The organism is Photorhabdus aballayi, from assembly GCF_026153155.1.
GTDB classification, from domain to species: domain Bacteria; phylum Pseudomonadota; class Gammaproteobacteria; order Enterobacterales; family Enterobacteriaceae; genus Photorhabdus; species Photorhabdus luminescens.
The window spans coordinates 1-24,448 of record NZ_JAPFCD010000039.1 but is presented as its reverse complement, the minus strand read 5'-3'; the positions used below and the strand labels follow the sequence as shown (position 1 = coordinate 24,448).

The following is a 24,448-nucleotide window of genomic DNA, read 5'->3' as shown; positions in this document are numbered from 1 at the left end:
CCGTCGTGATGGGCGGCATCGTGTGTCTGATGACGCAAGGGTTAGTTGGATGTGGTCTGACACAGACTGTAACTGACGGCACGGTAGCCGTTACGCAATCCATTTTTCATAAACAGGTGAAAACGTTGCGTTTGGATTTTAGCGCGCGCAGTGCGCTTAACGCCACCGACGCGCAAACTCCGTTGAGCACGGTAGTACGTGTTTATCAGCTTAAAGACAATAAAGCATTTGAGCATGCCCGTTATGCGGAACTGTTGAAAGGCGATAGTGAAGTGCTTAAGCCGGATCGACTGACGCAGCGGGATATCAGAGTGGCGCCGAAGGGGAGTGTGTCACTGGACATGCCGATGGAGAAAGCAGCACAGTTTGTTGGGATTGTGGGGCTGTTTCATACACCGGATGCCGCCAACAATGGTTGGCGGTTGGTGATCAGGCGTGACGAATTGGATGCTGATAAACCGCTCACGATCGAGTTGGGTAGCGGCACCCTGACATTGAATGCGATGAAGGGGTGATCAATGAAACATCTAAGACCTTCGCTTTACGAAATGTTGATGTTCAACTTTTACGGTGGGCTGGATATCGATCAGATCGAGGAACGGAATCAAGTGATTTTATCCGTAATGGATAATATGCGACGTATCCTTAGTAGTCGTGCGGGTTCGATTGCTCATTTACCGGATTATGGTCTGCCTGATCTCAACATCATTTTGCAAGGACTGCCCGCGTCGTCACAGAATCTGATTGCCACAATCGAACACACGTTGTTGACCTATGAACCGCGTTTGAAACAAGTCAATGTGACATTACTAGCGCAAATTGAACCGGGGCATCTGCGTTATGACATCAACGCTGAGTTGAAAGATATAGGATTAGTGCGTTTTAGTACGGAATTTGTACCGGAAGGGAAAGTATTAATCCGCCACTTACGTCAACAAGGCCATATAGATTAACCCTCTGTTTCATTTAGGCTAGCTTGTTGAAATAGTCTGATAAGGATAACTGTTATGACTGCAATATCATCCGGTAACACGATACATACCGGGGATGACCCACGTGCGCTGCCGGAATTCAGTGCGCTAAAAGAAGAAATAGGTAAATTGAACCATCCTGCTCGGCCCGATGTTAATTGGGCCAGAGTTGAACAACTTTGCCTGACATTGTTTCGATTAAATGGTGTAGAGCTACAAAGTGCCGCTTGGTACACGTTGGCCCGAGCTCAGCGCGCCGGATTAGCTGGTATTGATGAAGGATTGGCATTGATTGATGGATTAGTGAGCCATCAATGGGCGCAGTTCTGGCCTCAACCAACTCATGCACGGATTGAAATTTTCGCTTGGTTGGTCGCACGCTTACAGCAAGTATTGCGTACTCTCGTCTTCTCCTATATTGACTTGCCGTTAATTTACCGGGTGGAAAAGGTGCTTGAGCAACTGTGCGAAGTGCTTCAACGTCTGGAACTGAAACATGTCAGTAAACTCGACAGCCTGCGTGTACAGCTTCACAACAGCGCCCGGCGATTAGAGTGTTTGGAGCAGGAAAAGGGCGCGGTGCCGGTATCTCTCGCCTCGGCGCAGCCTATTGAAGGCAATGCTATTTTGTTGCCCGCAGAACCCTCTTCGCCGCAACTGGTCTATGTGGTACAGGAGACAACCTCATCGGCGCAACCGCAAGTCAAAGTCGCGCAGGCTTTGACTACCTCGCGCTGGAAAGCTTGGCACGGTTTTGTGGCGGGGGTTGCATTTTGTGCGTTGTTTGTGACAGGCGGTTGGCTGGTGGACAGGATGCGACAACCGTCCCCATTGGTTGAGGCTTTACTGGCGACGACGGCGCCATTACCGCAGACACTGCTTCCTGCTCAACTTGCCGAATTACACCAATCGGACAATGCGGCTCTATTGAGCCAGTTACAGGATAAAACGTTGGATGCGAGTCGGGCGCAATTGACACATTTAAACACTTTGCCGGGCTTGTGGCCTTTGAATTATGGCTCTCGGCTATTGCAACAGCTACGTACATTGTGGCCGGCCAGTCAAGCAGTACAGGATATGCAAAATCAGTGGTTACACCAGCGTGAGGCAGCGGCGTTGCCTATGTCGGCATTAGAAAATTACCATTTAGCTCAGTTACGCCTGCAACATCTGACAGAGCGACTTGATGCATTGGATGAAAAACGTGGTCGTTATCTCACCGGTTCTGAATTGAAGTCTATGGTGTTTGGTATTCGGCAGCCGTTGACGAATACTCCGCCGTTAGAAGAGTTGCTGCGTCAACTGGCGGAGCAAAAAAAGAGCGGTACCGTATCTCTGGCATTACTGATGCAAATTGACACCCGTTTTAGTCAATTGCTGAATCGCTATTATTTGTTGCTGAAAGTAGGAGGGTAGCTTGGTGGAAAGTAAGAAATTAACAAAATCGGGTTAACATGCTGATCATGAAAGGGGGGATGTTTTATCTATTTAGGGAGATTATGATAGTTTTTAATTTTTTAGCTAATGGAGATCATTTTATTCTTTCTAAATTAACAGATAATCCTGACCTGTGAATAGGTTTTTATATCAGTTGTTGTTCGTGACGAGAATTGGATGCTATTATTAAATACAATTCAGTTCGGCGAGGGTTTTTTTGAATTGGGTAATTAATAGGAACGTTTAATTGAATTGAATGACTTATTGTTTTAAATAACTTTTCACAATTCTGCTACACATTCCCCTATTCAACCCATTGTTATATATAGAGTTATGAGTGGTATAAGATGTAGCGCTATTTTGGAATCTTATTTAAATAAATGGATTAAGATGTTTTCTATGAATTTATAGAGATAAATGTATTTTTAAGGTCTATAAGTAAGATGTAGTGATTTGTTTTATCTTTAAATCTGGAGTTGTTTTTTCATTAGAAGTGGATTCGATATTTTTTAATGAATTTGGTGAATGACTATATGTTAATTAATGAGTGGCTGTTATGAAAGATGTAATTTATTGGAATGCTAAAGTTCAGGAAGAAATAGATAATTACCCTAATGCAGTACGTGATAGAATTAACTTTGAACTCGTAGCCTTACAGTGTGACTATCCTCATTCTTTCGATGATTTTGATTTTTATGAGGTTTTATCTGATGGCGATTTACTTAAAGAGCGAAAAGTGAAGTATCCTCCAGCTCAGAAGAAATCCATGAGAGAAACGATTGGTCGCTATGCTATGCAGTTGACAATTAAAAGTACTGATTCATATCGCATGATTTATGTCGCTAAGTTTGAAGAAGCGATTTATGTGTTGCATACATTCAAGAAGAAGACAGAGGGAGTGGCTAGAAAGGATTACAAAACGGCTGCTGGACGTTATAAACAGCTCGAAGAGTATCGTAAAAAAACGTAGAATAACTTGCGTTTATATCAAATTTGATATATTTTCTGTTTGATATCGTTTTCTTATCGGTTTTGGTACTGATTTTAAGGTAGAGATTATGGAATTTATAGTAACGAAAAACCCTTATGTTTCATCAAGCAATAATCCTAACGAAGCAAATGATAAGCATATTCGCGCTCAACTAATGGTGATCATCCGCAAGATGATTCAGGAGCGTGGTTTAAGTCAGGTAAAAGCGGCGGAGCTTTTGGGAACGACTCAAGCGAGAATTAGCGAGATCATTAATGGGAAGTTGGAAAACCACACTATTGATAAATTATTTAATATGTTAAATCGACTCGGTTGGAATTTCGAATTTAGTTATCACCAAGGTATGGTGACTGTCGCTGTAGATAAAATAATAAAAGTCGCGTAAATATTATAATAAATATCTGGTAAGGTTATTATTAATAAGAGAATTATTTGTTATAAAATTAAGAACCAAACTATTCTAATAGAGAATAGAATAGTTGGAAGTCATGTTTTTTATATTTTATTCCTTTTAATAACGTTGTTGAAATATATTTATTGATATATTTAATATAACCAAAAGTTATATTTTATAGAGGAATCAGGCATACATTAAACTGTCACATAGGCCAGCCGGCGATTAATTTTTGTGTATCGCCGGTTTTAAACGGTCTGACATACTCATGGTAAGACTGCGTGCTTCGTCTTACTCTGTGCCAACAATGGAGCTAATTTGGTACATAAGCCTGTTTAAGAGATAGGTAATAAAATCTTTCTGGTTTTCCTATATTGTATTTTGTCCCATTTATCGATTGTTATTCCATGGAAAAAATAACCTAACGATTAATTCATAACATCTTATTTTTCAACACTTTTTAAATCATGTGATTATTTCTAGGTATTTATTTTACTCTCTATTAGTTAAAGAAAAATGAATTTGTATAGTGACATGATAAAGAGTTTTGGTATTATAAGTTATTGTAAATGTAACACCGGTATATTATTGATCTTTACGTAAAGCCGTTAATATTTTTTGTAAATGCTGACAAAAACTGTCACTAGTTTGTGAATAATGCTTGTAAGGGGTAATCGTGTTTTTCCGTGAATAGCAATAATATATACCTAATAGATTTCGAGTTGCAGCGCGGCGGCAAGTGAACGAATCCCCGGGAGCATAGATAACTATGTGACTGGGGTGAGTGAAAGCAGCCAACAAAGCAGCAGCTTGAAAGATGAAGGGTATAAATAACGATAGGAATAGTTCAGATGAAATATGCCTTTATTACCGGTGCGACAGGAGATATTGGTTTCGCAATTACAGAAAGATTATCTGAGGATGGTTTTGAACCAATATTATTATCGCGTACTCCTGAGCGCCTTGATAGTGCAATTGAAAAACTACGCAATAAATATGGTAGTCAATTTGCAAAGAAAATAGTTTGTGATGTTTCTAATCATGACGATGTTAAAAAAGCGTTTGACCAACTGGATCTTGAAGATAATAAGCTGACAGTTCTGGTGAATTGCGCTGGCATTTCTGGTGGCGGTATTACTGCTGAAATAAGCCCACGAACTTGGCAAAATGTCATAAACGTTAATTTAAATGGCACTTATTTTGTTATACGTGAAGCTTTGACAAGAAAATTAATGTTATCTGGCGGCAGAATTATTAATATTGCCTCCACCGGCGGGAAACAAGGTGTTATTCATGGCGCGCCTTATTCTGCTTCTAAGCATGGTGTTGTCGGCCTGACTAAATCCTTGGGGCTTGAATTAGCACGTAATGGTTCAGGCGTTACGGTTAACGCAGTTTGTCCTGGGTTTGTTGAGAGTGACATGGCGGAGCGTGTTAGAGAACATTACGCCAAAATTTGGGGCACTGATGTCGCAGAGGCGAAAAGAAGAGTAGAAGAGCGTGTTCCTATCGGAAGATATGTTGAACCTAATGAAGTGGCTGAAATGGTTGCTTATCTTGCATCCCCTCTCGCCGCGGCCGTAACCGCTCAAGCACTTAATGTGTGTGGTGGATTAGGTAATTACTAATTATGGACGGTATTTCTTTATCATCTGATTTTTTTGATCTTTGGATTATAAAAATCGACGATATTGATTTAACTTCTATTGAACAGTTAATTCACTGTTCTGATATAGTTCGCCATAACCAAATTTGTTTAGCGGATAGAAGAAAAAGATTTATATTTAGACGGGCTGCATTACGTTATGTTTTGAGTCAGTATTTATCTGATTATGAAATCATAACGAATGATAACGGAAAACCTTATATATCCACGGAGCAAGACTTCAAATATTATTTTTCACTGAGTGCTTCAGGAAACTATTGCGCCATTGGTTTTAGCTCAAGTGAAATAGGTGTTGATATTGAAGTCACTCCTTCTAAGGTAAAATTTTCAGAAATTATTGAACGTTTTATTAAGGATAAAGAGTTGGAATATATGAAAGGTATAATGTTAAAACAACTATCAGGAGTTAGTCTCGGATTTAATAACTATTATCATTTAATGTCATTGTACTATTGGGTTAGACTTGAAGCATATATTAAATTATTTGCTTCGACTTTACATGAGAAATTATTGGTTAATAACTCTGATTCTGTTAAAGATATGAAAGAATTAGAGGCGAGCACATTATTGATTCATAGTCAGCAATTTGTTTGTGCCTTATCTCAAAAGAAAGTCATTTTTACACCAAATATCAAGGAAATAAATTATTCCGAAATTATAAGGAACAAAGATGAGTAATATTATTGACTTAAGTGTTCCTATAGATTGTGATTTTTGGGAACCTGAGAAAGTAACTAGGGGAATCGTTGATCATAAAGAGGGCGCCAATAAATTAGGTGAGAGTTATTTGTATTTCCATACTAATTCATGGTGGAAGAGAGCCTTTGTAAAGCTGTTCAAACGCAAAAAGTGGATCATTGATCACAAAGATTTTCCTGATGGTATGGGATTATCACTGATGTATTATCAATTGACCACGCATACCGGAACGCATATTGATGCTCCCTATCACTATGGGTGGCATGAAGGGCAAGATCAACCAGCGACAATTACTGATATTCCTTTGGATTGGTTTTATAGTCATGGTGTATTGCTTGATTTTAGTCATGATAATCAGTCAATTGATAAACAGGCGGTAGAAAATCAATTAAAGAAAATTAATTATAAAATAAAAGAAAATGATATTGTCCTTATCAATACCGGAGCTGATAAACTCATGGGGGCAAAATCCTATTTTACTCACTATAGAGCGATTGAAAGTAGTGCTGTTCAATGGCTAGTAGGGCAAGGGGTAAAGATTATTGGGACAGATGCATTTAGCTTTGATCGGCCATTCATAGAGATGATTAACGATTATAAAAAAACCGGGAATAAAGATTGCTTATGGCCATCTCATTTTATCGGACGAGATCATCCTTATTTACAGATAGAACGGCTTTGTAATTTAACCAGTATTCCTAAACCTTATGGATTTAAAGTGTGCTGTTTTCCAATAAAATTAGAGAAAGCAGATGCTTCATGGAGTAGAGTAGTCGCAATATTATAATAATTATATGTAATTATATGGTAAGACGGGGGAAATATGAGCAGAAAAGAAACTTCAAGATCATACAACTAAATCTAATATGCCCTATACCCTATGTATTTCAAGATGCATCGCGACGGCAAGGGAGCGAATCCCCGGGAGCATAGAAAACTATGTGACCGGGGTGAGTGAGTGCAGCCAACAAAGAGGCAACTTGAAAGATGACGGGTATAAATGTTTAGAGAAGGTGCTTAAGGTATGAATTGTGCATTGCATGATTTACTTGTATCGAATCCACAAAGATATAGCTCAGTGTAAATTAATAACTAGAGGTAGAGTAGATACGCCGATTTAATCGGAAATTCCAGTGAGCAAGGTGATAAATAAGTTAGCAAAAGATATATTATCTTTGCTATGTTGTAGTGTGAGCAGCTATAAGCTCTATGATAATAAATTTGTCATCTCCTTTCTGGATGATTTTTAAGAATAAATTGAGTCATTAAGAAAAAGCTTAATTATTCTATCTATACCCTATGGATTTCAAGGTGCATCGCGACGGCAAGGGAGCGAATCCCCGGAAACATAGAGAACTATGTGATCGTGGTGAGTGAGTGCAGCCAACAAAGAGGCAACTTGAAAAATGACAGGTATATATGCAGATTGAAGGGAGTTAACTTAGTTTGGTTTAACCTGAAATATTCATATTATTCTTGCAGTTTAAGTAGATGAAAAATCAGTGAAATAACCAAATGGGTATTCAAATGGAGTTATGGTTTGGTGCTTATTTTCAAAAATTTTTGTTAGGAGATAAAAATCAAAAAAAATATATAACAAATGTGAATTTGAAGATAAATAAAGTAGTTTAATCTTACTACTTGAAAATAATGATTTTCTTAAATGAAAATGGGTGAGATTTATATTAATAAAACTTACCTGAATAAGTGTTTATTTTATATTTTATCGAGATAATTATTGTGATAATAAATAACAGAAATGAATCTCAACCGCGTAGAGTTGTGGTGACAGGGCTAGGTGTTGTTGCACCGACAGGTGTTGGCGTTAATGAATTTTGGAACAATATTCATAACGGCAAATCGGGGGTAATTGAATATGAGTGGGGAAGAGAAAAATTTGGTTTTAAAAGCGGAGCAATAGGAAAAGTTGACGGTAGCAAGAGTAATAACAAAGAGTTTGTGCTGAAAAGTGAGCGTAAATATCTTGAGTTTGCGCTAGAAGCCTCTGAAATGGCAATGCAAGATGCAAATTTAAAACCTTCAGACATTGATGGCCGGCGTTTTGGTGTTGCGATAGCAACAGCGATTGCCGATGCTGAGGGAATGGAAGAGTGTTTGCTCAGGATCACCAAAGGGGGCAAAGAGAATATTCACCCTGATTTAATTAAATCAGAAGATTATGACAGCTTTGATTTCAGCTCTGCCGCCACCTCTGTTGCGAAAAAATATGGCGCATCTATGTCCGTCAGTAACATATCAACCGGGTGTGCGGCAGGGCTTGATGCATTAGGCATTGCAATGGAGCATATCCGTTATGGCAGAGCGGATGTTATGTTGGCTGGCGCCAGTGAAGCGCCGCTTTGTCCACTCTCTATCGGCTCTTTTGAAGCTTTAGGGGCGCTATCATCAAGAGAGCTGGAAAATCAGCAAGCAGCGACTTGTCCTTTTTCCCTTGAGCGGGATGGGTTTGTGATTGCTGAAGGGTGTGGAATATTAATTTTAGAGTCTTATGAACATGCTAAGCAGCGTGGAGCACATATCTATGCTGAATTAGCAGGGTATGCGTCCGTCAATAACGCTTATCATATGACTGACTTGCCAGCGGATGGAATGGCAATGGCGCGATGCATTGATATGGCATTGAAGGATGCCCAGATATCACCATCAGCGGTAAATTATATTAGTGCTCATGGCAGTTCTACGGCTCAAAATGATATTAACGAATCAAATGCGATTAAATTTGTTTTGGGAGAAAATGCATTTGATATTCCAATTAACTCATTAAAGTCAATGACAGGTCATGCTTTAGCAGCCGCTAATGCGATCGAGTCTGTAGCATTATGTCTGGAAATAGAAAAGCAGTATATTCACCCAACAATTAATTATCAAACACCGGACCCTGATTGCGATTTAGATTATATTCCTAATCAAGGTTGCGCATATCCAATTAAGACCGCATTAAAATTATCGAGTGGTTTTTCTGGTATTCACAGTGTTATTGTTATGAGGGCAGTAGATAATGCGTAGAAGAGTTGTCGTTACCGGTGTTGGTGCAATACATCCTGATGGCAATGATGTCACCTCCATAAAATCAAAAGTCATGCAGAAGTTATTGGGCCAGGAATCGAAAAATAATACCACCGCAAGTTCTGTAATAAGAACATTGAGTGATTTCGATGGGGCAAAATATATCAATAACCGCCTAAGACGCAAAATTGATGAATTTTCGGCTTATGGTATCGTCGCCGTTGAAATGGCATTAAAAGCGAGTAGATTGGATGTAGATAAGCTTGATCCCAATCGCGTTGGCATATATGTCGGAAACTGTTTTGGCGGATGGCAATATATTGAGGATGAAGTTAAAGCGCTCCATATTGAAGGCATAACGGGAATGGGACCTTATGTTGCCACAGCATGGTTCCCTGCGGCGCTTCAAGGGCAATTGTCACTGCTTTATGGTTTTAGCGCGCAATCTAAAACGTTTTCCACCTCCGATGTGGCAGGGATGCAAGCAATAGGCTATGCAGCGGAAGCGATTTCTAATGGTGTTGCGGAAGTGATGTTATGTGGCGCGTCAGAGCATCTTTCCAGCCAATTAGTTAAAAATTTGCTGGAGAAAGCGTCAAACCAAAAACACTCTGAGGTTTTTGGCGAAAAACGGCCTGGAGATTTTTCCGAAGGCGCTGCATTTCTAGTGCTGGAAGAGAGGCAACATGCTTTAGAACGTGGCGCTTCGATATTGTGTGAATTAACCGGTTTTGTTGATTATTTTGCACCGGATAAAAATACCAGGGATAACACCTTAGAATATACTGCTGAGCTATTTAACCATAATGAGAATGCTGTGTTTATTATGGATGGAATATATGATGATGAAAAAGAGATAACGAGTAAGGCTTTCTCAAATAAAGAGATAAAAACATCATTTATAAATCTGAGACCCTATTTGAATAACCAATTTTCAGTCAGCGGGGTAATTGATTCAGTGCTGGCATCATCATTTTTGTCAGAAAATAACGGGGATGGAGATCAACAATCTAATAAAATAAATGAACTTTCAAATACTAACCAAATAATAATTCAGCGCTTTAGTAACCAAGGTCATGTATGTGCGTTGAGTTTTTCAGCAATTTAATCTCTAAAATATTTAATTACGCGAGGAAAAATATATGAATAATAATCCAGAAGTAAAAATAAGAACGATTTTGTCTCTTTTTCTTAACGTTAATATTGATGATTTCAATATGGATGCAAACCTTGCTGATGCCTATGATATGGATTCTACGGAATTGGCTGACTTGGCAAAAGAGATTACGAAAGAGTTCGGTATTTCTGTGACGAAAAGTCAGTTCAGTAATTGGGAAACAGGAAGAGCCGTTCTTGATTTCGTCTCATCAAGTTTAAACGATAAAAATTAATTGCTAATTAAAGGGAAACAGAAATGAAACTAATCTCTATGTTGTTACATTCAGAGCATGATAACTTACATCATGATTGTATTGTCACTAAGGATTATCATTATACAAGAAAAGAGGTCATATCTTCTGTTTCCCATTTAATTGATGATTTACTTAGTCGAGGAGTGCAAAAAGGTAATAAAGTCATTGTTATATTTGAACATGATGAATTAGGTGTTTTCTTTTTAGCTGCCGCCAGTGCTATGGGGCTGCATTTATTAATGCCCTATAATTTATCATCAGCGACAATCGATGAATGGATTAATTTCACCAATGAAGTGCAATACGATTTTGTTGTTTATCTCAAAAAAGATAAACATTTTGTTGGAAAATTAAAAGAAAACAGCATTAATGTGATTGATATTTCAGATCATAAGATCGGCGTTAGTGATGATATCGCGGAAATCCCAATGATAACTTATTCTCCGCAACCTATTGCTAACTTTATTGTCCTGTTCACCAGTGGGAGTACAGGTAAACCGAAAGCCATTAGTATTTCAGAATCGTTAGTATGTCGACGAATTTATTCGGTGACCGAGAAATTAAAATTTACGCAAGATGCTAAAATATTCATGTCAGGTTTGTTGAATAATACAACTGGAGTGATTTTTTCTTTTGGCTCATTATTACATCAATCAACACTTTTTATACCGGAAGATAGAAATGTAGAGAGATGGCCTGATTATCTTTCTTGCAATAAAATCACTCATATTATGTTACGCCCAGAATCAATGAAATTATTCGTTAAATCGACAGCAGAACTTAATATCGATCTCTCTTGTTTACGGGTGGTTGCTTATGGCGCTGCGGCGATGCCTCCTAGCGTACTTGAGAAAGGGCGCCAATTAATTGGCTGTGAATGGGTGCAGGGATATGGGTTAAGTGAAACTTATGGTCCTTTCTGTTGGGTAGATGAGCAAGATCATCGTGATAAAAGATATCTCAATTCAATTTATTGTGTTGGCAAGATTGATAATACATTGGAAGTGGCAGTTAAACCTATTATAGGCTCATCGGATAATATCGGAGAAATTATACTAAGAGGTGAAAGTATTATGGAAGGATATTATGATGTCCTGTCTGGAGAAATAACGCCTCCTGATGAATGGTTTGCCACTGGCGATCTCGGTTATATAGATGAAGAAGGTTATTTAGTTTTAAAGGGACGTAAGCAAAATACTTTTATGAGTGCTAACGGACATAGAATTTATCCTGAAGAAATTGAATCTATCTTATCCCGAATACCCAATGTGAATGTGGCTACGGTTGTTGGTTTTTCTTTCCATGAAAATGGTGTTGCTATTGATCAGCCGGTTGCTTGCATGAGTGGAGAGATATCGAAGAAGTCATTACCTGAAATTGAAGATATTATTTCATCCTTTTTAATGAGTAAACTTAGTCGAGAAAAATGGCCGGATTGGTTCTATGTTACTGATGAATACTTTCCAAAGAGCCATAATGATAAGATATTGAAATCAGAGTTAATTAAATCAATCGATCCTAAAAAATTATTTACATTGAGGAACCAATAATGAATTATGTAGAATCACATTCAATTGTCTGTAATGCTCAAATAGAAGATGTATATCAAATTATTATTAATTCTGATAAATGGCCGGGAATGTTTGAACCCTGTCAGGAAATAAAAGTTCTCTTTAGAGATAAAGAAGGAGAGAAAATACAAGTTAAAGCCTTAATTAACGGTATTTTAATGCAATGGGAATCAGACCGTAAATTTTATCCAGAAACATTCAGTATAAAATCGAAACTGAATCCGCCAATGACATTAGTTAAAGAAATGGAAACGTCATGGCGCGTGATTAAAATTAATTCTCAGCAATGTGTGCTATTGTTAGAGCATTTGTATGATCTTGAGTCTGAGATCACTGGGTTAATTGATGGTGTTGAAACAGTAGAACAGGCACACGAATTTATCAGTAAAGCTATTGATAATAATTCAGTTAAAGAACTCAAGAACATAAAAAATATTGTAGAGTCAACAGAGGATGTAGAAAAAATATTAAAAGGAACGATTACCCACTCAGCCGTATGTGAAGCGCCAGCGCAGCAGGTCTATGCTTTGGTTAAGGATGTCTCTTGTTGGACGGATATTTTTTCGTTCTGTGATGGTGCGGAAGTTTTAAATAGATCAGGCAATGAAGAATTGGTTGAAATCAAAGCAAAACAAAATAATAAAGCAGTAAGTTGGCAAACGAAACGATATTATTTTGATGCTATTTATCGGGTTGACTATGTTATGCCTACACCGATGCCATTATTCAAAACAATGTCTGGCAGATGGCAAATCATTCCTATTAATGATCAACGCTGTATTTTAACAGTACAAAGGAACTGGACTTTATTAGAGGATATCAGTGGTATCGTTGATGGTATCGATAATCATGATCAGGCTAATTCCTTTGTTATCTCATTTATTAATGATAATACTCGAATGGAGATGGATAGTTTCAAGAGCCAGGTAGAAAGTCATAAAAAATCAAATTTATTAACTTTCTCAGCAGGATATTATATTCCTCACCAAGTTGATGATGTTTATAATATATTTTTAAATATCAATGACTGGGGTAAGATATTGCCTCATTGTGATTCAGTAAAAGTCATTTACAATGATGATAAATATCAAGAATTTAATATGGAAGTATCAACACCAAATGGAAATGAGACTTTCCGTAGTATACGATTCTGTGATGCAGATAATTTATCGATTGAATATTTCCAACCAGAGCCGCCTTTAGTATTAAAGTCTCATAGTGGTTCATGGCGGATATTTAATAAAGGAAGCGGTTCATTCATTGTTTCTAGTCATGATGTTGAGTTAAATCATGATTTATGTGCAGTTAAATTTGGTACAGAAGATAAAGCAAAACAACGAGAGATAGTAAAAAATGCTATTTCAGAAAATAGTAAGAAAATGGTCTTTGCCTGTAAAGAGTGGTTAGACGCTCGTATTTAGTAAATCAAAGGAAAGTAAGATGAATAATAAAAATAAACCCAATAGAATTTCGCCAGAACTTCTTGCTACTTGTGGTTATTTTATGCCAAGACTATTTTTCTTAAATTCTCAATATGCTCCCCAAGTTCATTGGGGAGATGTTGTTGCGGCATTGAGTCATTTTTCAGAGGGAAATTTAGATTTATCCTCTGAAGAGTTTTGGTATGAATGGATGATTAATTGGTCAAAAGTGGGTGATAGCTATATTAGTATCGCAAACTCGGCTAAAAGCGAAGTCAGCCATGTTCGTGCTTTGAGGAGTGCTGCTGCCTGTTATCATTGGGCAGAATTTATGTATTTCAGTGATAGGAGCAGAAAGATACAACTCAGAGAGTATATTCGTTCATGTTTTTTATCTAGTATAAAATATAGTGATTTGCTAGTTGAGCATCAGTATATTGTCGTCGATAAGTTTCATATGCCGTTTTTCCTTATATTCCCTAAAGGGTATAAAGAAGAAGAGAATCATCCTTTGCCTTGTGTTATTTTATCCAATGGATTGGATTCAATGACTGAAATTGAAATATTATCTTTAGCCGAGTTTTTCTTGGGGAAAAATATGGCGGTAGCTATATTTGATGGACCAGGACAGGGAATAAATCTTGGAAACTCACCAATAGCTATCGATATGGAATTATATGTTTCTTCTATAGTTAAATTATTAGAGGATGACGCTAGAATTAATAGTGATCTCCTCTGTTTCTTAGGAATTAGTTTTGGTGGTTATTTTGCTCTACGCGTTGCGCAAAAAATTGGCGATAAATTTTGTTGTATCGTCAATTTATCCGGTGGACCTGAAATAGCAGAGTTTGATAAGTTGCCAAGAAGGCTTAAAGAAGATTTCCAGTTTGCATTTATGGAAGATAATAATTGTATGCAGTCTCTTTTTGATGAAATTAAATTGGATGTCTCTTTACCTTGTAAAACCAAGGTTTTTACTGTTCATGGTGAATTAGATGATATATTTCCGATCGATAAAGTGAAAAAATTAGATCAGTTATGGGGTGATAATCATAAGTTATTATGTTATGAATCTGAGGCTCATGTTTGTTTAAATAAAATAAACGAATATATGATACAAGTTTCAGATTGGGTTAGTGAGCAATTTTGGCTGAATGGCTATAAGAAAGGCTAACTTATTTTATACTATACCTAGTAGATTTCGAGCCGCAGCGCGGCGGCAAGTGAACGAATCCCCAGGAGCATAGATAACTATGTGACTGGGGTTTTCGAGTGCAGCCAACAAAGAGGCAACTTGAAAGATGACGGGTATATAATGTTTACATAGATTCATCAGGTTATCGGGATTATTATTTGTGTAATATTATCCTTCGATATTAATAATTTGATACCAAAAATAAATTGAAGATAAACTAGTTATTATCATCTTCCCTAAAAAATTTTATTTTTTTTCAACAGGTGTTAAGGTAAAACCCATTTGGGATATGCCTTTTAGTTCCATTGCTCTTTTACTATGAGTAATAAAATCAAAACATCTTCCCAGGCATTACGAAGAGATATGTCCGAATAAAATAAGACCATATTTTCTCTGCCGAGGCATTAACTGGCAGTGTGAAAATTGACTTTAATATTTGTGTTTTCTTATATCATTAATACATAGTAAGTTTACTTATGATAAGTTATCTTATTGAATGTGAATTTTATTTTTTGTATTAATTAGCTGTATATTAAACTTTTAAATATTTGCTCTGTGTTCGATGTTCGACACTGATTTCAACCTTGTTTCGGCGTAATGCATCGAACATTTACTCTTGACAGAGTTTGGTAATTATGTAAGACGGCAATAGTATTTTCGTCAATCCAGACAATTGAGGTCTATATTAAATATAGGATTTCGAGTTGATGGTTTTATAGAGAAATCTCGGCATTGTTCCATGATAGATAATTAAGAATAAATAGTTATATTGAGTAACTAGCTAGTAACTCAATATTATTTATTCAGTAAGGCCTTATCCTATTTGATTTTTATTAAAATGAGGAGTACGGAAATGTCAAGAACCGAAAGACTTATAGTATTATTGCAATACTTGAGACAAAGAAGGTATCCTGTCAGTGGTAAATTACTCGCTAGTGATTTGAATGTAAGCTTACGCACGCTTTATCGAGATATTGCTTTACTAAACAGTCAGGGGGCAAATATAGAGGGAGAGCCAGGTCTAGGTTATATATTACGACCGGGTTTCATGTTGCCTCCTTTAATGTTTACGATGGATGAAATTGATGCCTTAGTTTTGGGTAATAAATGGGTTATTGAACAGAATGATGTCGTTTTGTCTAAGTCTGCTCATAGCTTTATATCTAAGATCGCCGCAGTATTGCCTGAAGAACAACGTGATCAGCTATATTATTCACCCATGTTTGTAAAAACAGAAGGTTACAGTAAAGTTACAGATAATAACTTAATGTTATCTGATATCAGAAAAGCGATATACCATAAATCAAAAATAGTGATAACTTTCCTTGATTTAGATAATACACATACTGTGAAGACAATCTGTCCACTGTCGATCTTTTTCAATAATGAATTCTTTTTAGTTTCTTGGTGTGAATTCAGCAATAATTTTCTTAAGTTACAAGTGGGGAAAATAGAGAAACTGGAAGTATTATCTGAAAGATATATACAGGATAGAATATTATTACTAAAGAAATGGAGTGAGAAAGAAGGATTGTCTGATAATAATTTATCTTAAATAAATAATTACAAATGAGTAATTTATATGGGTATTTGTCTTATACATGTTTAATTGTTCTTTCTACTAAATATATAGTAGATTTTGATGATTATCCGAACTTCCTGCTTTTATTTATACTGAGGGTTTGAAAAGTTTAGTGATTTTATTAGGTTTGCTAAAATTCGTTTTTGTTGCTCAAAATTGGGGATGAGGCTTCTGAAAGGATCAAGTAGACAAGAACGATTATTAGGAAAAAGCCGCCCTAGAGTGCCAATTGTGATAAATCACTTAATTTGGTAATCTGGGGCAACGAATAATATAGGGCGAGTTTGAAATTGTGGATAATAAAGTTAAAGAATTCTTTAAAGGAAAGATTTTAAGTCGATTGAACAGAGATCGTGATAAAATCACGATCTCTGTTTTGCCGGCTTGTAGTTTGTTTTATGTAAGAGTGCTATACCCTATGGATTTCAAGATGCGTCGCGACGGCAAGGGAGCGAATCCCCGGGAGCATAGCGAACTATGTGACCGGGGTGAGTGAGCGCAGCCAACAAAGAGGCAACTTGAAAGATAACGGGTATATCGATATTTCCCACATGATGCATATTACTTACATAAATAATAGAGTGGAAAAAACGCTACCATTTCCATGCATCCGGGCTGGTTCCTGTAGGTAATACGCTCATGCCAAAATCGCTAATGACAACAGCGACATAGATATCATTATCGTAACAATTTAATTGATATCTCCTTCCTTTTGCTGTCCATTGCCAATAATCATTTTTCCAACTTTCTGGATAGAATTCTTGGATAAGTGAAGCGGTTGCTGGATGTAACCCATCAACATTAAGAGTACTTGTATTTCCAGAGCTACTCCAAGTCACATCACCGATTAAGTTTTCATTTGTAAGATTAACAACGAAGAAGTAATGATTATTAATTTCAAGCATTTCACCTTTTTCTTTTTCCTCAGTCTCTTTCATATTCTACTCCTGGTTAATGGATTAAATGAATGATTATTATAGAAATAACAATAGTTTCTCTGATATTTCTATTTTTATTGTGATAAATGCAATAACTAAACTAATAATTACCATAGAAATATAACCAATTTAAATATGTTTTTATTTGCTATTGTTTTTAATCTGAATGATTTACATTAACCTATTGGGCGCAATATTTAATTGCTGTTTTTGATAATTTATTGTCTATAAATTAATTGCACTTATGAATAGTAATCATAAATTATATATCGTATATTTTTATAGTAGCGTAAAAGTATAGAATGTAAAGTATATCATCATGAATGTTTTACATGAATATTAAGTGAAGGTTAATTATGTATTGGAAAATGGCTTGAATAGCTATTTTATTGGGTTGTTATCGAAGGTAAGAAAAATAGGCCATTATGACCCAGTGATTTATAATATATTGATTTTAATGATTTAATTAATTTATTGTAGTTGGCGGAGTAAAATTTTTTGTGATATTTATCACGATTTTCATACTAAAAATGCGCGCAAGTAACCATATTGAGCTAGAAATAGAATATAAGGTGATAATTTAATTTTATGATTATTTAAAATTATTTACTGTAGAGGGAATATAAATAGAAAACGGTCATGAGGTTATCTGAACGGTTATGATTTTAATTGTGTAACTCAGAATTGTGTTATTCCTGTGTATAAAAATAGCAGGTGATTCTATTCTATGTAAGAATGGAGATATTTTTTCTTTTATTTATTCTATTAAAACAGGTTTCTCAATTATAAATAGATAGGCTGACTAAATAAGTGCAAATGAAATATCTTCTGGTTTTTAATTGGTAATAAATAAATTTATTAGTGATTGTCGGGATAGTTTATAACCCGAAGAGCGTTAATTTATATGGGGATCGCTATAATGACTATTTTAATTAATGAATATAAGAAAAAAATGGATAGCGTAAAATTAAGCGATCCTGAAGGAAAAGGATTTTTTTACGATACTAAGCAAGCAATATGGCATTGTTATTCGTATGATATTTGTTCTTATCTTCTGAATTCAGATTATGTGATAAAGGAGAAGTTGAGCATTCCGTTAGAAATATTTTCTGCATCAGATAAGAGTAGAGTTGCCAGATTTATTTTTTATCTTAATAATTCGCTCATTTTTAATGATGATAAACATAATAATGATGCAGTAAGTTTTATTCGTGGCAAATTTAACGAAATAGATTTTGAAATCATCGCCAATGATCTTTTATCTTCTTTAAAAGAGTCAGATGTTATAACTGAGGAGCATTTAAGGGGAGTGAATAACTTATTGGCTGCTTCTTTAGTGGGGTTGAAAGCCTCAGCCTTTTTTTCTGCCCACGCCCTAAATGTCGGTATGTTTTTTGATGGGAAGGTGAGGGGGAAGGCGCATTTTGTGTCGATTGCGGAATCTTTTATTGCTATATATCAGCAAATTTTACGGCAAATGACGATTAACGGTGAAGTAATGGAGCTGATTCATGTTGAGAAATTTGTGGCTGATCTGTCGGTAACATTTATTGCTGCTCATGAAACGACGATGCAATTGATAGCTGCGACATTGTTTTATATTAAAAACAATGCAATCACAGTGACGGAAAATAATATTAAAAGCATTGTTATTGAAACTTATCGTATATCTAGCCCGGTGCTTTCCGTAGATAGAGTATTTAAAGAGAGACTGATATATAAAAATAGCTGTTTCAATAAAGGAGATCGAGCTCTGCTTTATACCGGATTAGCCAATTTCGATGCTGCTGTTTTTGACCATCCTTACCAGTTTCAGCCTGATCGTGAAGGCTGCCCACTGTCATTTGGCGCAGGAGCGAAAAAGTGTATTGGCATGAACATCGCGATACATTTTACCTGCCAGTTAATAACTAAAATACTCTCTTGTTATCAACTTGATGATGTTGAAATTTATGAAGTCATTGTTGATTCGTCAGCAATAGGTTGTTCAAAGTTTACATTGAGTGTATCGAAGAAATTAAAAGTCTCATTTTGAATGGATATGAAGTTTAATAGCTTTGCATATTTGGATTTATTTGCCCAAATCTTGATGATTTTTGTTCTATCTGATACAGCTTGTTCTGTCACACAATGTGACGTCGTTTTGGTACGTATATTGGCTTTTGTTAAAATTGATGTTAAATTCATCAAATAGTATGTTCCTTGAGCTCTGCATAAATCAATGTAAATGAATAGTGGATATCTATAGCGAACTAATAACCGTAATATGGTAGGAGTAAGGCTGATGGCCACATTAGCAAATGAAAGAATCATCATAAGGGTGAGTTCAGAGACCAAAGAGTTACTCGAAAAAGCATTATTATTATCAAGGGATACAAGTTTGAATAACTTTATTGCAAATGCTGCTGTAGCAGAGGCAAAAAAACTTATTGAACAAAATATGCGTATTCGATTGTGCCAAGAAGATGCATTGGCGTTTGTTCATGCATTGGAAAGACCAGTCAAGGTAAATGAACGTTTCCTTCGTGCTGCTCGTAGATATAAGGAAATAATAACAGATGAAGATAAGACGTTTAAATAAAAGTAAACACGATAGGAATAATTTTGACTGTAGTGCGGGCCGAATAATTACTTGAAAGCAGTATCGGGACAGCATGATAAACAGAGTAGATGCGATGTAACATATTTCTGTTTGAGTCGAAACTTGATCTGACATCCATTCTTGATAGATGGCAGATCAGGTTTGAGTTCTAGTACAAGTTATTACGCCACAGAATTTCTGCGTGTCATTCTTCGGTAATTTTCTACCCTTCCTGTCGTGACATTTTCTATACCAGACAATATCCCAGAACAATTATGACAAGCCGGGAAGTCTTCATTTGTTTTACCAACGAGTCGTTGCGTGAATATGTAAGTCTGACTCAAACGACTTGATATATTTTCTCCCTTTTTAGCAAGTTCAGTGACCATATAATTTAAGGATTGTACTTCAGCATGCAGGCCCGCAATACCCGCCATTTTCGGTAAGATATTCTTGTTTTCCTTAATGTGTGCTCTGATCCTCTGTTCAATTAGTGGATGTAATTCAGTACCTGATTCTTTATACGCTTTTTGTATACCCGCGATGAATTCTTTTTCATTAGTAACACGATAGCTGCCAAGATCCATATTCGGCCTCCAACGTTTAGATGTTTGCAGTTTATCGGGATGGTACTGTTCGAAACCGGGCTTCGCTTTTTCGCTGATAAGTTGCACTCCAGGGAAGGTGTTTTTTGCACTTAAGCTACCACTCAGGTTTAAAAATTTATCTTTATAGGTGTCGTGCTCTGTGCTGATGCCATGACCCATAATACCGGCGTGGGCAGCATATCCTTTTAGTTTTGCATTTGTATACATCATATTTCTGGATGCTTTTTCTCTATCTTTTGGCTTCATCGGTTTGAGTTTTGCTTCGTTTCTCTCTGTTTCTTGTAATATTTCGCCGGTGCTTCTGGTGAAATATTGGTATCTCCGCTCAACTCTTGGATTTTGTTTATACAAAAGTGGCGAAATATCAGGTCTGTTTTGTGGAATGGCTAGATCAAGCCAGTCTAAACTTGAGAGCCCCATATTATCCGCAAACGTAATTGGGTTATTCATCACCATACAGTAGAGATTTAATCCATCGATAGTACCGGCCGGGTCCGCACTTAGCCATCTCCCTACCCACGGCTGATAATACCGATAGCCGTAATAATACAATCCGGTAGCATCCCGTTCTTTACCAGAATACCGGATTGTTTTGTAACTTGCTTCGATCCGGCTTTCTGCCGCCCATAGCGCTGTACCGCCAAATGGATAGTACTCTTCTTGACTGATAATTTTCCCGTTGCTATCTATCTCAAGCTGGCTGGAACCAATAAGATTGTCGTAACTGTAACGTACCTGATTATTGTTGATATTTTCTGGTTTGCCGCTTTCCCAGTGCAGAACCCGCACTTGCGCTCGACCGGCTTCACCTACTGTAATGATCTGTAACTCTTCCGTTGTGGTAGCGCCATTTTTTGTTGTACGCAGTTCCAATCCCGATAGGTAAACGACTCGTTGTTGCCGGAAGATATCCTGCGTTTGCTGTTCACTGACTTTTAACAACCGCATCCCGTCGCTGCCATAGAGATAACACTCTGTGTCGTTGCTATTGTCGGTGTAGTTATTTCGTTTTACCTGCGTCACCCGTTGTAGTTCACCGCGAGTATTCCAGTTTAGGTTTTGTCCCGGTAATAATGTTTCCTGATGACCGCCTGCCTCAAACAATGCATCCACTTTGGTTGGATCAGTGGTTAAGGTACTCAGGACCGCATGGTTACTGCGATTCGAGACGGTTATGTCTGTGGTGTAGTTGTTTTTGCTCGCGGATGAACTGTGCCGAATTTGGGTCAGGTTGCCACCACGGTCATAGGTATAAGTACGGGTGTAATTGGTGTAAGTGTTGTTATCGGAAGGTAATGCTGGTGAAGGGAGCCGGTGATTCTGCTGGCCTATATTCGCCATTTCGCGCCCTGTTGCGCTGGTAAGCTGATACAGAGAGTCGTAGGTATAGATATTCTTCGGCACCATTTTCTGATTGCGCCAGAAACGGGTTGCTTCTGCATCGTTACGGAGACTGATGATATTGCCAACTGGATCATATTCATAACGCAGGTCTTGCAACACTTTGGTATCTGATGGGCGGCGGGTAGTGATGCCCATCAGTCGCTGAGTTTCTGGTTCATAAGTGTATTCGGTGATGATACCGTTACCGTGCTCTTCGCGTAGTTTTTGTCCTGCGGCTGAATAGGTTAGGGATTTGATAATCATCTGCTCACTCTGGCCTTTCACGGTTAGCCAACTACCTTTTAACTGACCGGCTACATCATACGCCAGACGCTGGATGTTGCCTTTGGCATCGGTTTGCGTCAACAGCGCGCCAGTGGCATCCGTTTTGTTTTCGGTGGTGTATACATCGCTACTTAATCTCTTATCCCAAGTCTTTTTATCCTCCCCGAACCAGTTCGCGTCTTGATCATCAGCCAGTAACTGACGGGATTGTGATAAAGCTGCTCCGGTCAGGGAAAGGCGATTTAGTTGGGTCACGCTTGCTGTATCGTAGTGATACATACACTGACCAGCAAGGTTTTGGTCTTTTTCTGCTGGTGTATTTCCAGCCCAGATAAGACGTTCGGTGATACGGGATTCTAGCTTTGGCTCTTGTTCGGTTATGGATAACAGACGACCGGGCAGGGAATTGTCTTCATATTGCCGGGTCTGCTTGACGTCTGTTGCAGTCACAGTCAGGACAGGACGGTTTTCAATATCATGAAGAGTGACAGTACGGCCAGCATCAACACTTTCTGTACGCAGGATATTGCCGGTCAGATCATACTGCCAGAGAAAATTGGGTTTCACCGTTTGATCTTTCTCTTTGTTCTCTTTGGCGTCATACAGGCGCGGATCAAAACTTTTATGTAGATATCCGAGAGCATCATATTGATGACGGGTGATACGGATTTCACTATTTTCTTCTGCGGTAGTACGGCAATAACGGATTTCACGGACATCCAGCCCACGGTTATCGTGAACAGTGATAGTGGGAGTATGTTGATAAGTTTTGGGGTCAAAGTTGTTCATAATTTACCTCTTTGTTGTGTTGAATAATTGTGGTGTTGAATAATTTTTTGTCTGCATAGCAGCGAATGAATGCCAAGTTCAGCTTCTCCACATTAATGAGGATAACCTTTCTATTGAGATACCAGCGGTATGCGAGATTTCAGGAGATAAGCAAGAATAATCTCATTTAGAAGTATGCTGCTGTAACTAAATAACAGTAGCAAGTATAGGCAGACGAGTACAAGTATCGTAGAAAACAGAGTCAGTAGCTTTTGCTATCATTTATGGCTGTTTTTTCTGTTAATAGGTGAATTTTTCAATAAAGGAGAAGTAATTTATTATTATTTAACATGCAGTTATGTACTGGTGGAATGTTAACTGGAAGTATAGTTATCTGTTATAAGCGTGAGCTATTTTATGGGTTAATCTGGCGTCAATTAATGACGCCAGACAAATCGGATGTATCAGATCATGGTGTCAGGCAGACATCCCAGTGAGTATCACTGACTTAAACTTTATCTTGTACGCTATGGTGGAATAAAGCCATTGTGCTTATTAAGGTCTCGTAAGACGCTTTCTTAATTGAATGCTCTGTTTTAATGGAATAAAACATAATTTCTTAAATATACTGATAATATTCTCAATGAAAATGATTTTATTGCAATGATTTAATTGTATTTTTTTAAATAATATATGATTTTAATTTGGTTGGATAATGTTTGGAGTATAAGTTTATATTGTTTTTAATGTTTTTTATAGTGTGATTTCTAATTTGGATATCGTTGTATGCAGCATAAATTACCATGATTATTATTTATGAAAATTATTTAAAATAAGGAAGCCGGATCTCCATTTGCATGGAATTTATATTGCGTTTATATAATGGTATAGGATAATAAATTTATTGAATTTAGAAATTATAACATGGGTTAATGTAAAGTAATGGAATGAATTATGAATCAGAAATTGGTTAATTTACCATTGTTATTTTCACAATATAAATAATATTAGATCGTAATTCTGGACTAAATTGTAAAATAAAATGATGAGGATGGTAATTATAAATATGAATGTTATATTTTTAGTATTATAGATGGATAAAATAGATAAATTTAAGGTTTATATTTTGTATATTTTTGATTTATTAAAAATAAAAACTTTTGGTTTTTTATTGAAATATCATTATATATAATATTGCTTATTGGCAATTCTTATTTTGGTTGTTATTGAAGTATTTTATTCTTACCGGGAGCTATAATGGTTGATAAAGGAATATTAACATGAATCATTAGTAAAGTGAGTAAAGTAATTATATAAAAGCAAATTTCTATCGTGTGTATAGAAATATGTTTTTTATTTTAAATTTTTTAATGGATTTTTTATGTTGCTAAAAAAATTTGATTGGTATTAATAATATCAGAAATTTCGTTTCCTTAGGTGTTGTAAATATGCATATACTCAATAAATTTCGAGTTGCAGCGAGGCGGCAAGTGAACGAATCCCCAGGAGCATAGATAAC

19 protein-coding genes are annotated in these 24,448 nt (G+C 36.8%); 17 read left to right on the top strand and 2 right to left on the bottom strand.

All coding sequences use genetic code 11. The features are described from left to right. The first annotated feature begins 8 nt into the window (after nt 1–8). The 15 genes from tssJ to OO184_RS17365 all read left to right on the top strand — a co-directional run bounded on the left by tssJ (nt 9) and on the right by OO184_RS17365 (nt 16,339). On the top strand, nt 9–515 hold the full coding sequence (tssJ, locus tag OO184_RS17435; protein ID WP_376712577.1) for a type VI secretion system lipoprotein TssJ: 507 nt from the start codon (nt 9–11) through the stop codon (nt 513–515). 3 nt (nt 516–518) lie between these two features. Then, entirely contained in the window at nt 519–953 is a 435-nt protein-coding gene (gene tssE, locus OO184_RS17430) for a type VI secretion system baseplate subunit TssE (RefSeq protein WP_265380259.1), read from the top strand. Between the two features lie 54 nt (nt 954–1,007). Then, nucleotides 1,008–2,387 (top strand): VasL domain-containing protein, encoded by a 1,380-nt coding sequence (locus tag OO184_RS17425; protein ID WP_265380258.1) that lies wholly within the window; start codon nt 1,008–1,010, stop codon nt 2,385–2,387. Between the two features lie 577 nt (nt 2,388–2,964). Next, nucleotides 2,965–3,378 (top strand): type II toxin-antitoxin system RelE/ParE family toxin, encoded by a 414-nt coding sequence (locus OO184_RS17420; RefSeq protein WP_265380257.1) that lies wholly within the window; start codon nt 2,965–2,967, stop codon nt 3,376–3,378. Nucleotides 3,379–3,466: 88 nt separating this feature from the next. Beyond that, on the top strand, nt 3,467–3,784 hold the full coding sequence (locus OO184_RS17415; protein WP_265380256.1) for a helix-turn-helix domain-containing protein: 318 nt from the start codon (nt 3,467–3,469) through the stop codon (nt 3,782–3,784). An 860-nt stretch (nt 3,785–4,644) separates the two neighbouring features. Beyond that, on the top strand, nt 4,645–5,421 hold the full coding sequence (locus tag OO184_RS17410) for an SDR family oxidoreductase (RefSeq protein ID WP_265380255.1): 777 nt from the start codon (nt 4,645–4,647) through the stop codon (nt 5,419–5,421). 2 nt (nt 5,422–5,423) lie between these two features. Then, nucleotides 5,424–6,137 carry a 4'-phosphopantetheinyl transferase family protein gene (locus OO184_RS17405; RefSeq protein WP_265380254.1) on the top strand — a complete coding sequence of 238 codons (714 nt, stop codon included), beginning with the start codon at nt 5,424–5,426 and terminating at the stop codon, nt 6,135–6,137. Further along, entirely contained in the window at nt 6,130–6,945 is an 816-nt protein-coding gene (locus OO184_RS17400; RefSeq protein WP_265380253.1) for a cyclase family protein, read from the top strand. Before OO184_RS17405 ends, OO184_RS17400 begins: the two co-directional genes overlap by 8 nt. 953 nt (nt 6,946–7,898) lie before the next feature. Continuing rightward, a complete protein-coding gene (locus OO184_RS17395) occupies nt 7,899–9,185 on the top strand; it encodes a beta-ketoacyl-[acyl-carrier-protein] synthase family protein (protein WP_265380252.1) in 1,287 nt (428 codons plus the stop codon). Next, nucleotides 9,178–10,293: a beta-ketoacyl synthase N-terminal-like domain-containing protein gene (locus OO184_RS17390; RefSeq protein WP_265380251.1), complete on the top strand. Its 1,116-nt coding sequence runs from the start codon at nt 9,178–9,180 to the stop codon at nt 10,291–10,293. The genes OO184_RS17395 and OO184_RS17390 overlap by 8 nt, the downstream gene beginning before the upstream one ends. 34 nt (nt 10,294–10,327) lie before the next feature. Beyond that, nucleotides 10,328–10,576 carry an acyl carrier protein gene (locus OO184_RS17385; RefSeq protein ID WP_265380250.1) on the top strand — a complete coding sequence of 83 codons (249 nt, stop codon included), beginning with the start codon at nt 10,328–10,330 and terminating at the stop codon, nt 10,574–10,576. 23 nt (nt 10,577–10,599) lie between these two features. Further along, the gene (locus OO184_RS17380) at nt 10,600–12,147 is read left to right on the top strand and encodes a class I adenylate-forming enzyme family protein (protein WP_265380249.1); all 1,548 of its coding nucleotides are present in this window, start codon (nt 10,600–10,602) and stop codon (nt 12,145–12,147) included. Then, the gene (locus OO184_RS17375; RefSeq protein ID WP_265380248.1) at nt 12,147–13,589 is read left to right on the top strand and encodes an SRPBCC family protein; all 1,443 of its coding nucleotides are present in this window, start codon (nt 12,147–12,149) and stop codon (nt 13,587–13,589) included. The genes OO184_RS17380 and OO184_RS17375 overlap by 1 nt, the downstream gene beginning before the upstream one ends. A 19-nt stretch (nt 13,590–13,608) precedes the next feature. Beyond that, on the top strand, nt 13,609–14,763 hold the full coding sequence (locus tag OO184_RS17370; protein WP_265380247.1) for an alpha/beta hydrolase family protein: 1,155 nt from the start codon (nt 13,609–13,611) through the stop codon (nt 14,761–14,763). A gap of 874 nt (nt 14,764–15,637) precedes the next feature. Next, nucleotides 15,638–16,339, top strand: coding sequence for a helix-turn-helix transcriptional regulator (locus tag OO184_RS17365; RefSeq protein ID WP_265380246.1), 702 nt, complete (start codon nt 15,638–15,640; stop codon nt 16,337–16,339). Between the two features lie 620 nt (nt 16,340–16,959). Here the strand turns inward: OO184_RS17365 and OO184_RS17360 are convergent. After that, the gene (locus OO184_RS17360) at nt 16,960–17,304 is read right to left on the bottom strand and encodes a hypothetical protein (protein ID WP_265380245.1); all 345 of its coding nucleotides are present in this window, start codon (nt 17,302–17,304) and stop codon (nt 16,960–16,962) included. A 919-nt stretch (nt 17,305–18,223) separates the two neighbouring features. On the opposite strand from OO184_RS17360, the gene OO184_RS17355 reads away from it, so the two are divergent. Next, the gene (locus OO184_RS17355; protein ID WP_265380244.1) at nt 18,224–19,339 is read left to right on the top strand and encodes a cytochrome P450; all 1,116 of its coding nucleotides are present in this window, start codon (nt 18,224–18,226) and stop codon (nt 19,337–19,339) included. A 249-nt stretch (nt 19,340–19,588) separates the two neighbouring features. Further along, nucleotides 19,589–19,885, top strand: coding sequence for a type II toxin-antitoxin system TacA family antitoxin (locus tag OO184_RS17350; RefSeq protein WP_265380243.1), 297 nt, complete (start codon nt 19,589–19,591; stop codon nt 19,883–19,885). 182 nt (nt 19,886–20,067) lie between these two features. On the opposite strand, the gene OO184_RS17345 is transcribed toward OO184_RS17350, so the two are convergent. Then, complete coding sequence (locus OO184_RS17345) at nt 20,068–22,950, bottom strand: RHS repeat-associated core domain-containing protein (protein ID WP_265380242.1); 2,883 nt, start codon at nt 22,948–22,950, stop codon at nt 20,068–20,070. Nucleotides 22,951–24,448 lie beyond the last annotated feature (1,498 nt).

Coding starts and splice junctions, on each gene's coding strand:
- tssJ (WP_376712577.1), top strand. CDS start 9: ATGGGCGGCATCGTGTGTCTGATGACGCAAGGGTTAGTTGGATGTGGT.
- tssE (WP_265380259.1), top strand. CDS start 519: ATGAAACATCTAAGACCTTCGCTTTACGAAATGTTGATGTTCAACTTT.
- OO184_RS17425 (WP_265380258.1), top strand. CDS start 1,008: ATGACTGCAATATCATCCGGTAACACGATACATACCGGGGATGACCCA.
- OO184_RS17420 (WP_265380257.1), top strand. CDS start 2,965: ATGAAAGATGTAATTTATTGGAATGCTAAAGTTCAGGAAGAAATAGAT.
- OO184_RS17415 (WP_265380256.1), top strand. CDS start 3,467: ATGGAATTTATAGTAACGAAAAACCCTTATGTTTCATCAAGCAATAAT.
- OO184_RS17410 (WP_265380255.1), top strand. CDS start 4,645: ATGAAATATGCCTTTATTACCGGTGCGACAGGAGATATTGGTTTCGCA.
- OO184_RS17405 (WP_265380254.1), top strand. CDS start 5,424: ATGGACGGTATTTCTTTATCATCTGATTTTTTTGATCTTTGGATTATA.
- OO184_RS17400 (WP_265380253.1), top strand. CDS start 6,130: ATGAGTAATATTATTGACTTAAGTGTTCCTATAGATTGTGATTTTTGG.
- OO184_RS17390 (WP_265380251.1), top strand. CDS start 9,178: ATGCGTAGAAGAGTTGTCGTTACCGGTGTTGGTGCAATACATCCTGAT.
- OO184_RS17385 (WP_265380250.1), top strand. CDS start 10,328: ATGAATAATAATCCAGAAGTAAAAATAAGAACGATTTTGTCTCTTTTT.
- OO184_RS17380 (WP_265380249.1), top strand. CDS start 10,600: ATGAAACTAATCTCTATGTTGTTACATTCAGAGCATGATAACTTACAT.
- OO184_RS17375 (WP_265380248.1), top strand. CDS start 12,147: ATGAATTATGTAGAATCACATTCAATTGTCTGTAATGCTCAAATAGAA.
- OO184_RS17370 (WP_265380247.1), top strand. CDS start 13,609: ATGAATAATAAAAATAAACCCAATAGAATTTCGCCAGAACTTCTTGCT.
- OO184_RS17365 (WP_265380246.1), top strand. CDS start 15,638: ATGTCAAGAACCGAAAGACTTATAGTATTATTGCAATACTTGAGACAA.
- OO184_RS17360 (WP_265380245.1), bottom strand. CDS start 17,304: ATGAAAGAGACTGAGGAAAAAGAAAAAGGTGAAATGCTTGAAATTAAT.
- OO184_RS17355 (WP_265380244.1), top strand. CDS start 18,224: ATGACTATTTTAATTAATGAATATAAGAAAAAAATGGATAGCGTAAAA.
- OO184_RS17350 (WP_265380243.1), top strand. CDS start 19,589: ATGGCCACATTAGCAAATGAAAGAATCATCATAAGGGTGAGTTCAGAG.
- OO184_RS17345 (WP_265380242.1), bottom strand. CDS start 22,950: ATGAACAACTTTGACCCCAAAACTTATCAACATACTCCCACTATCACT.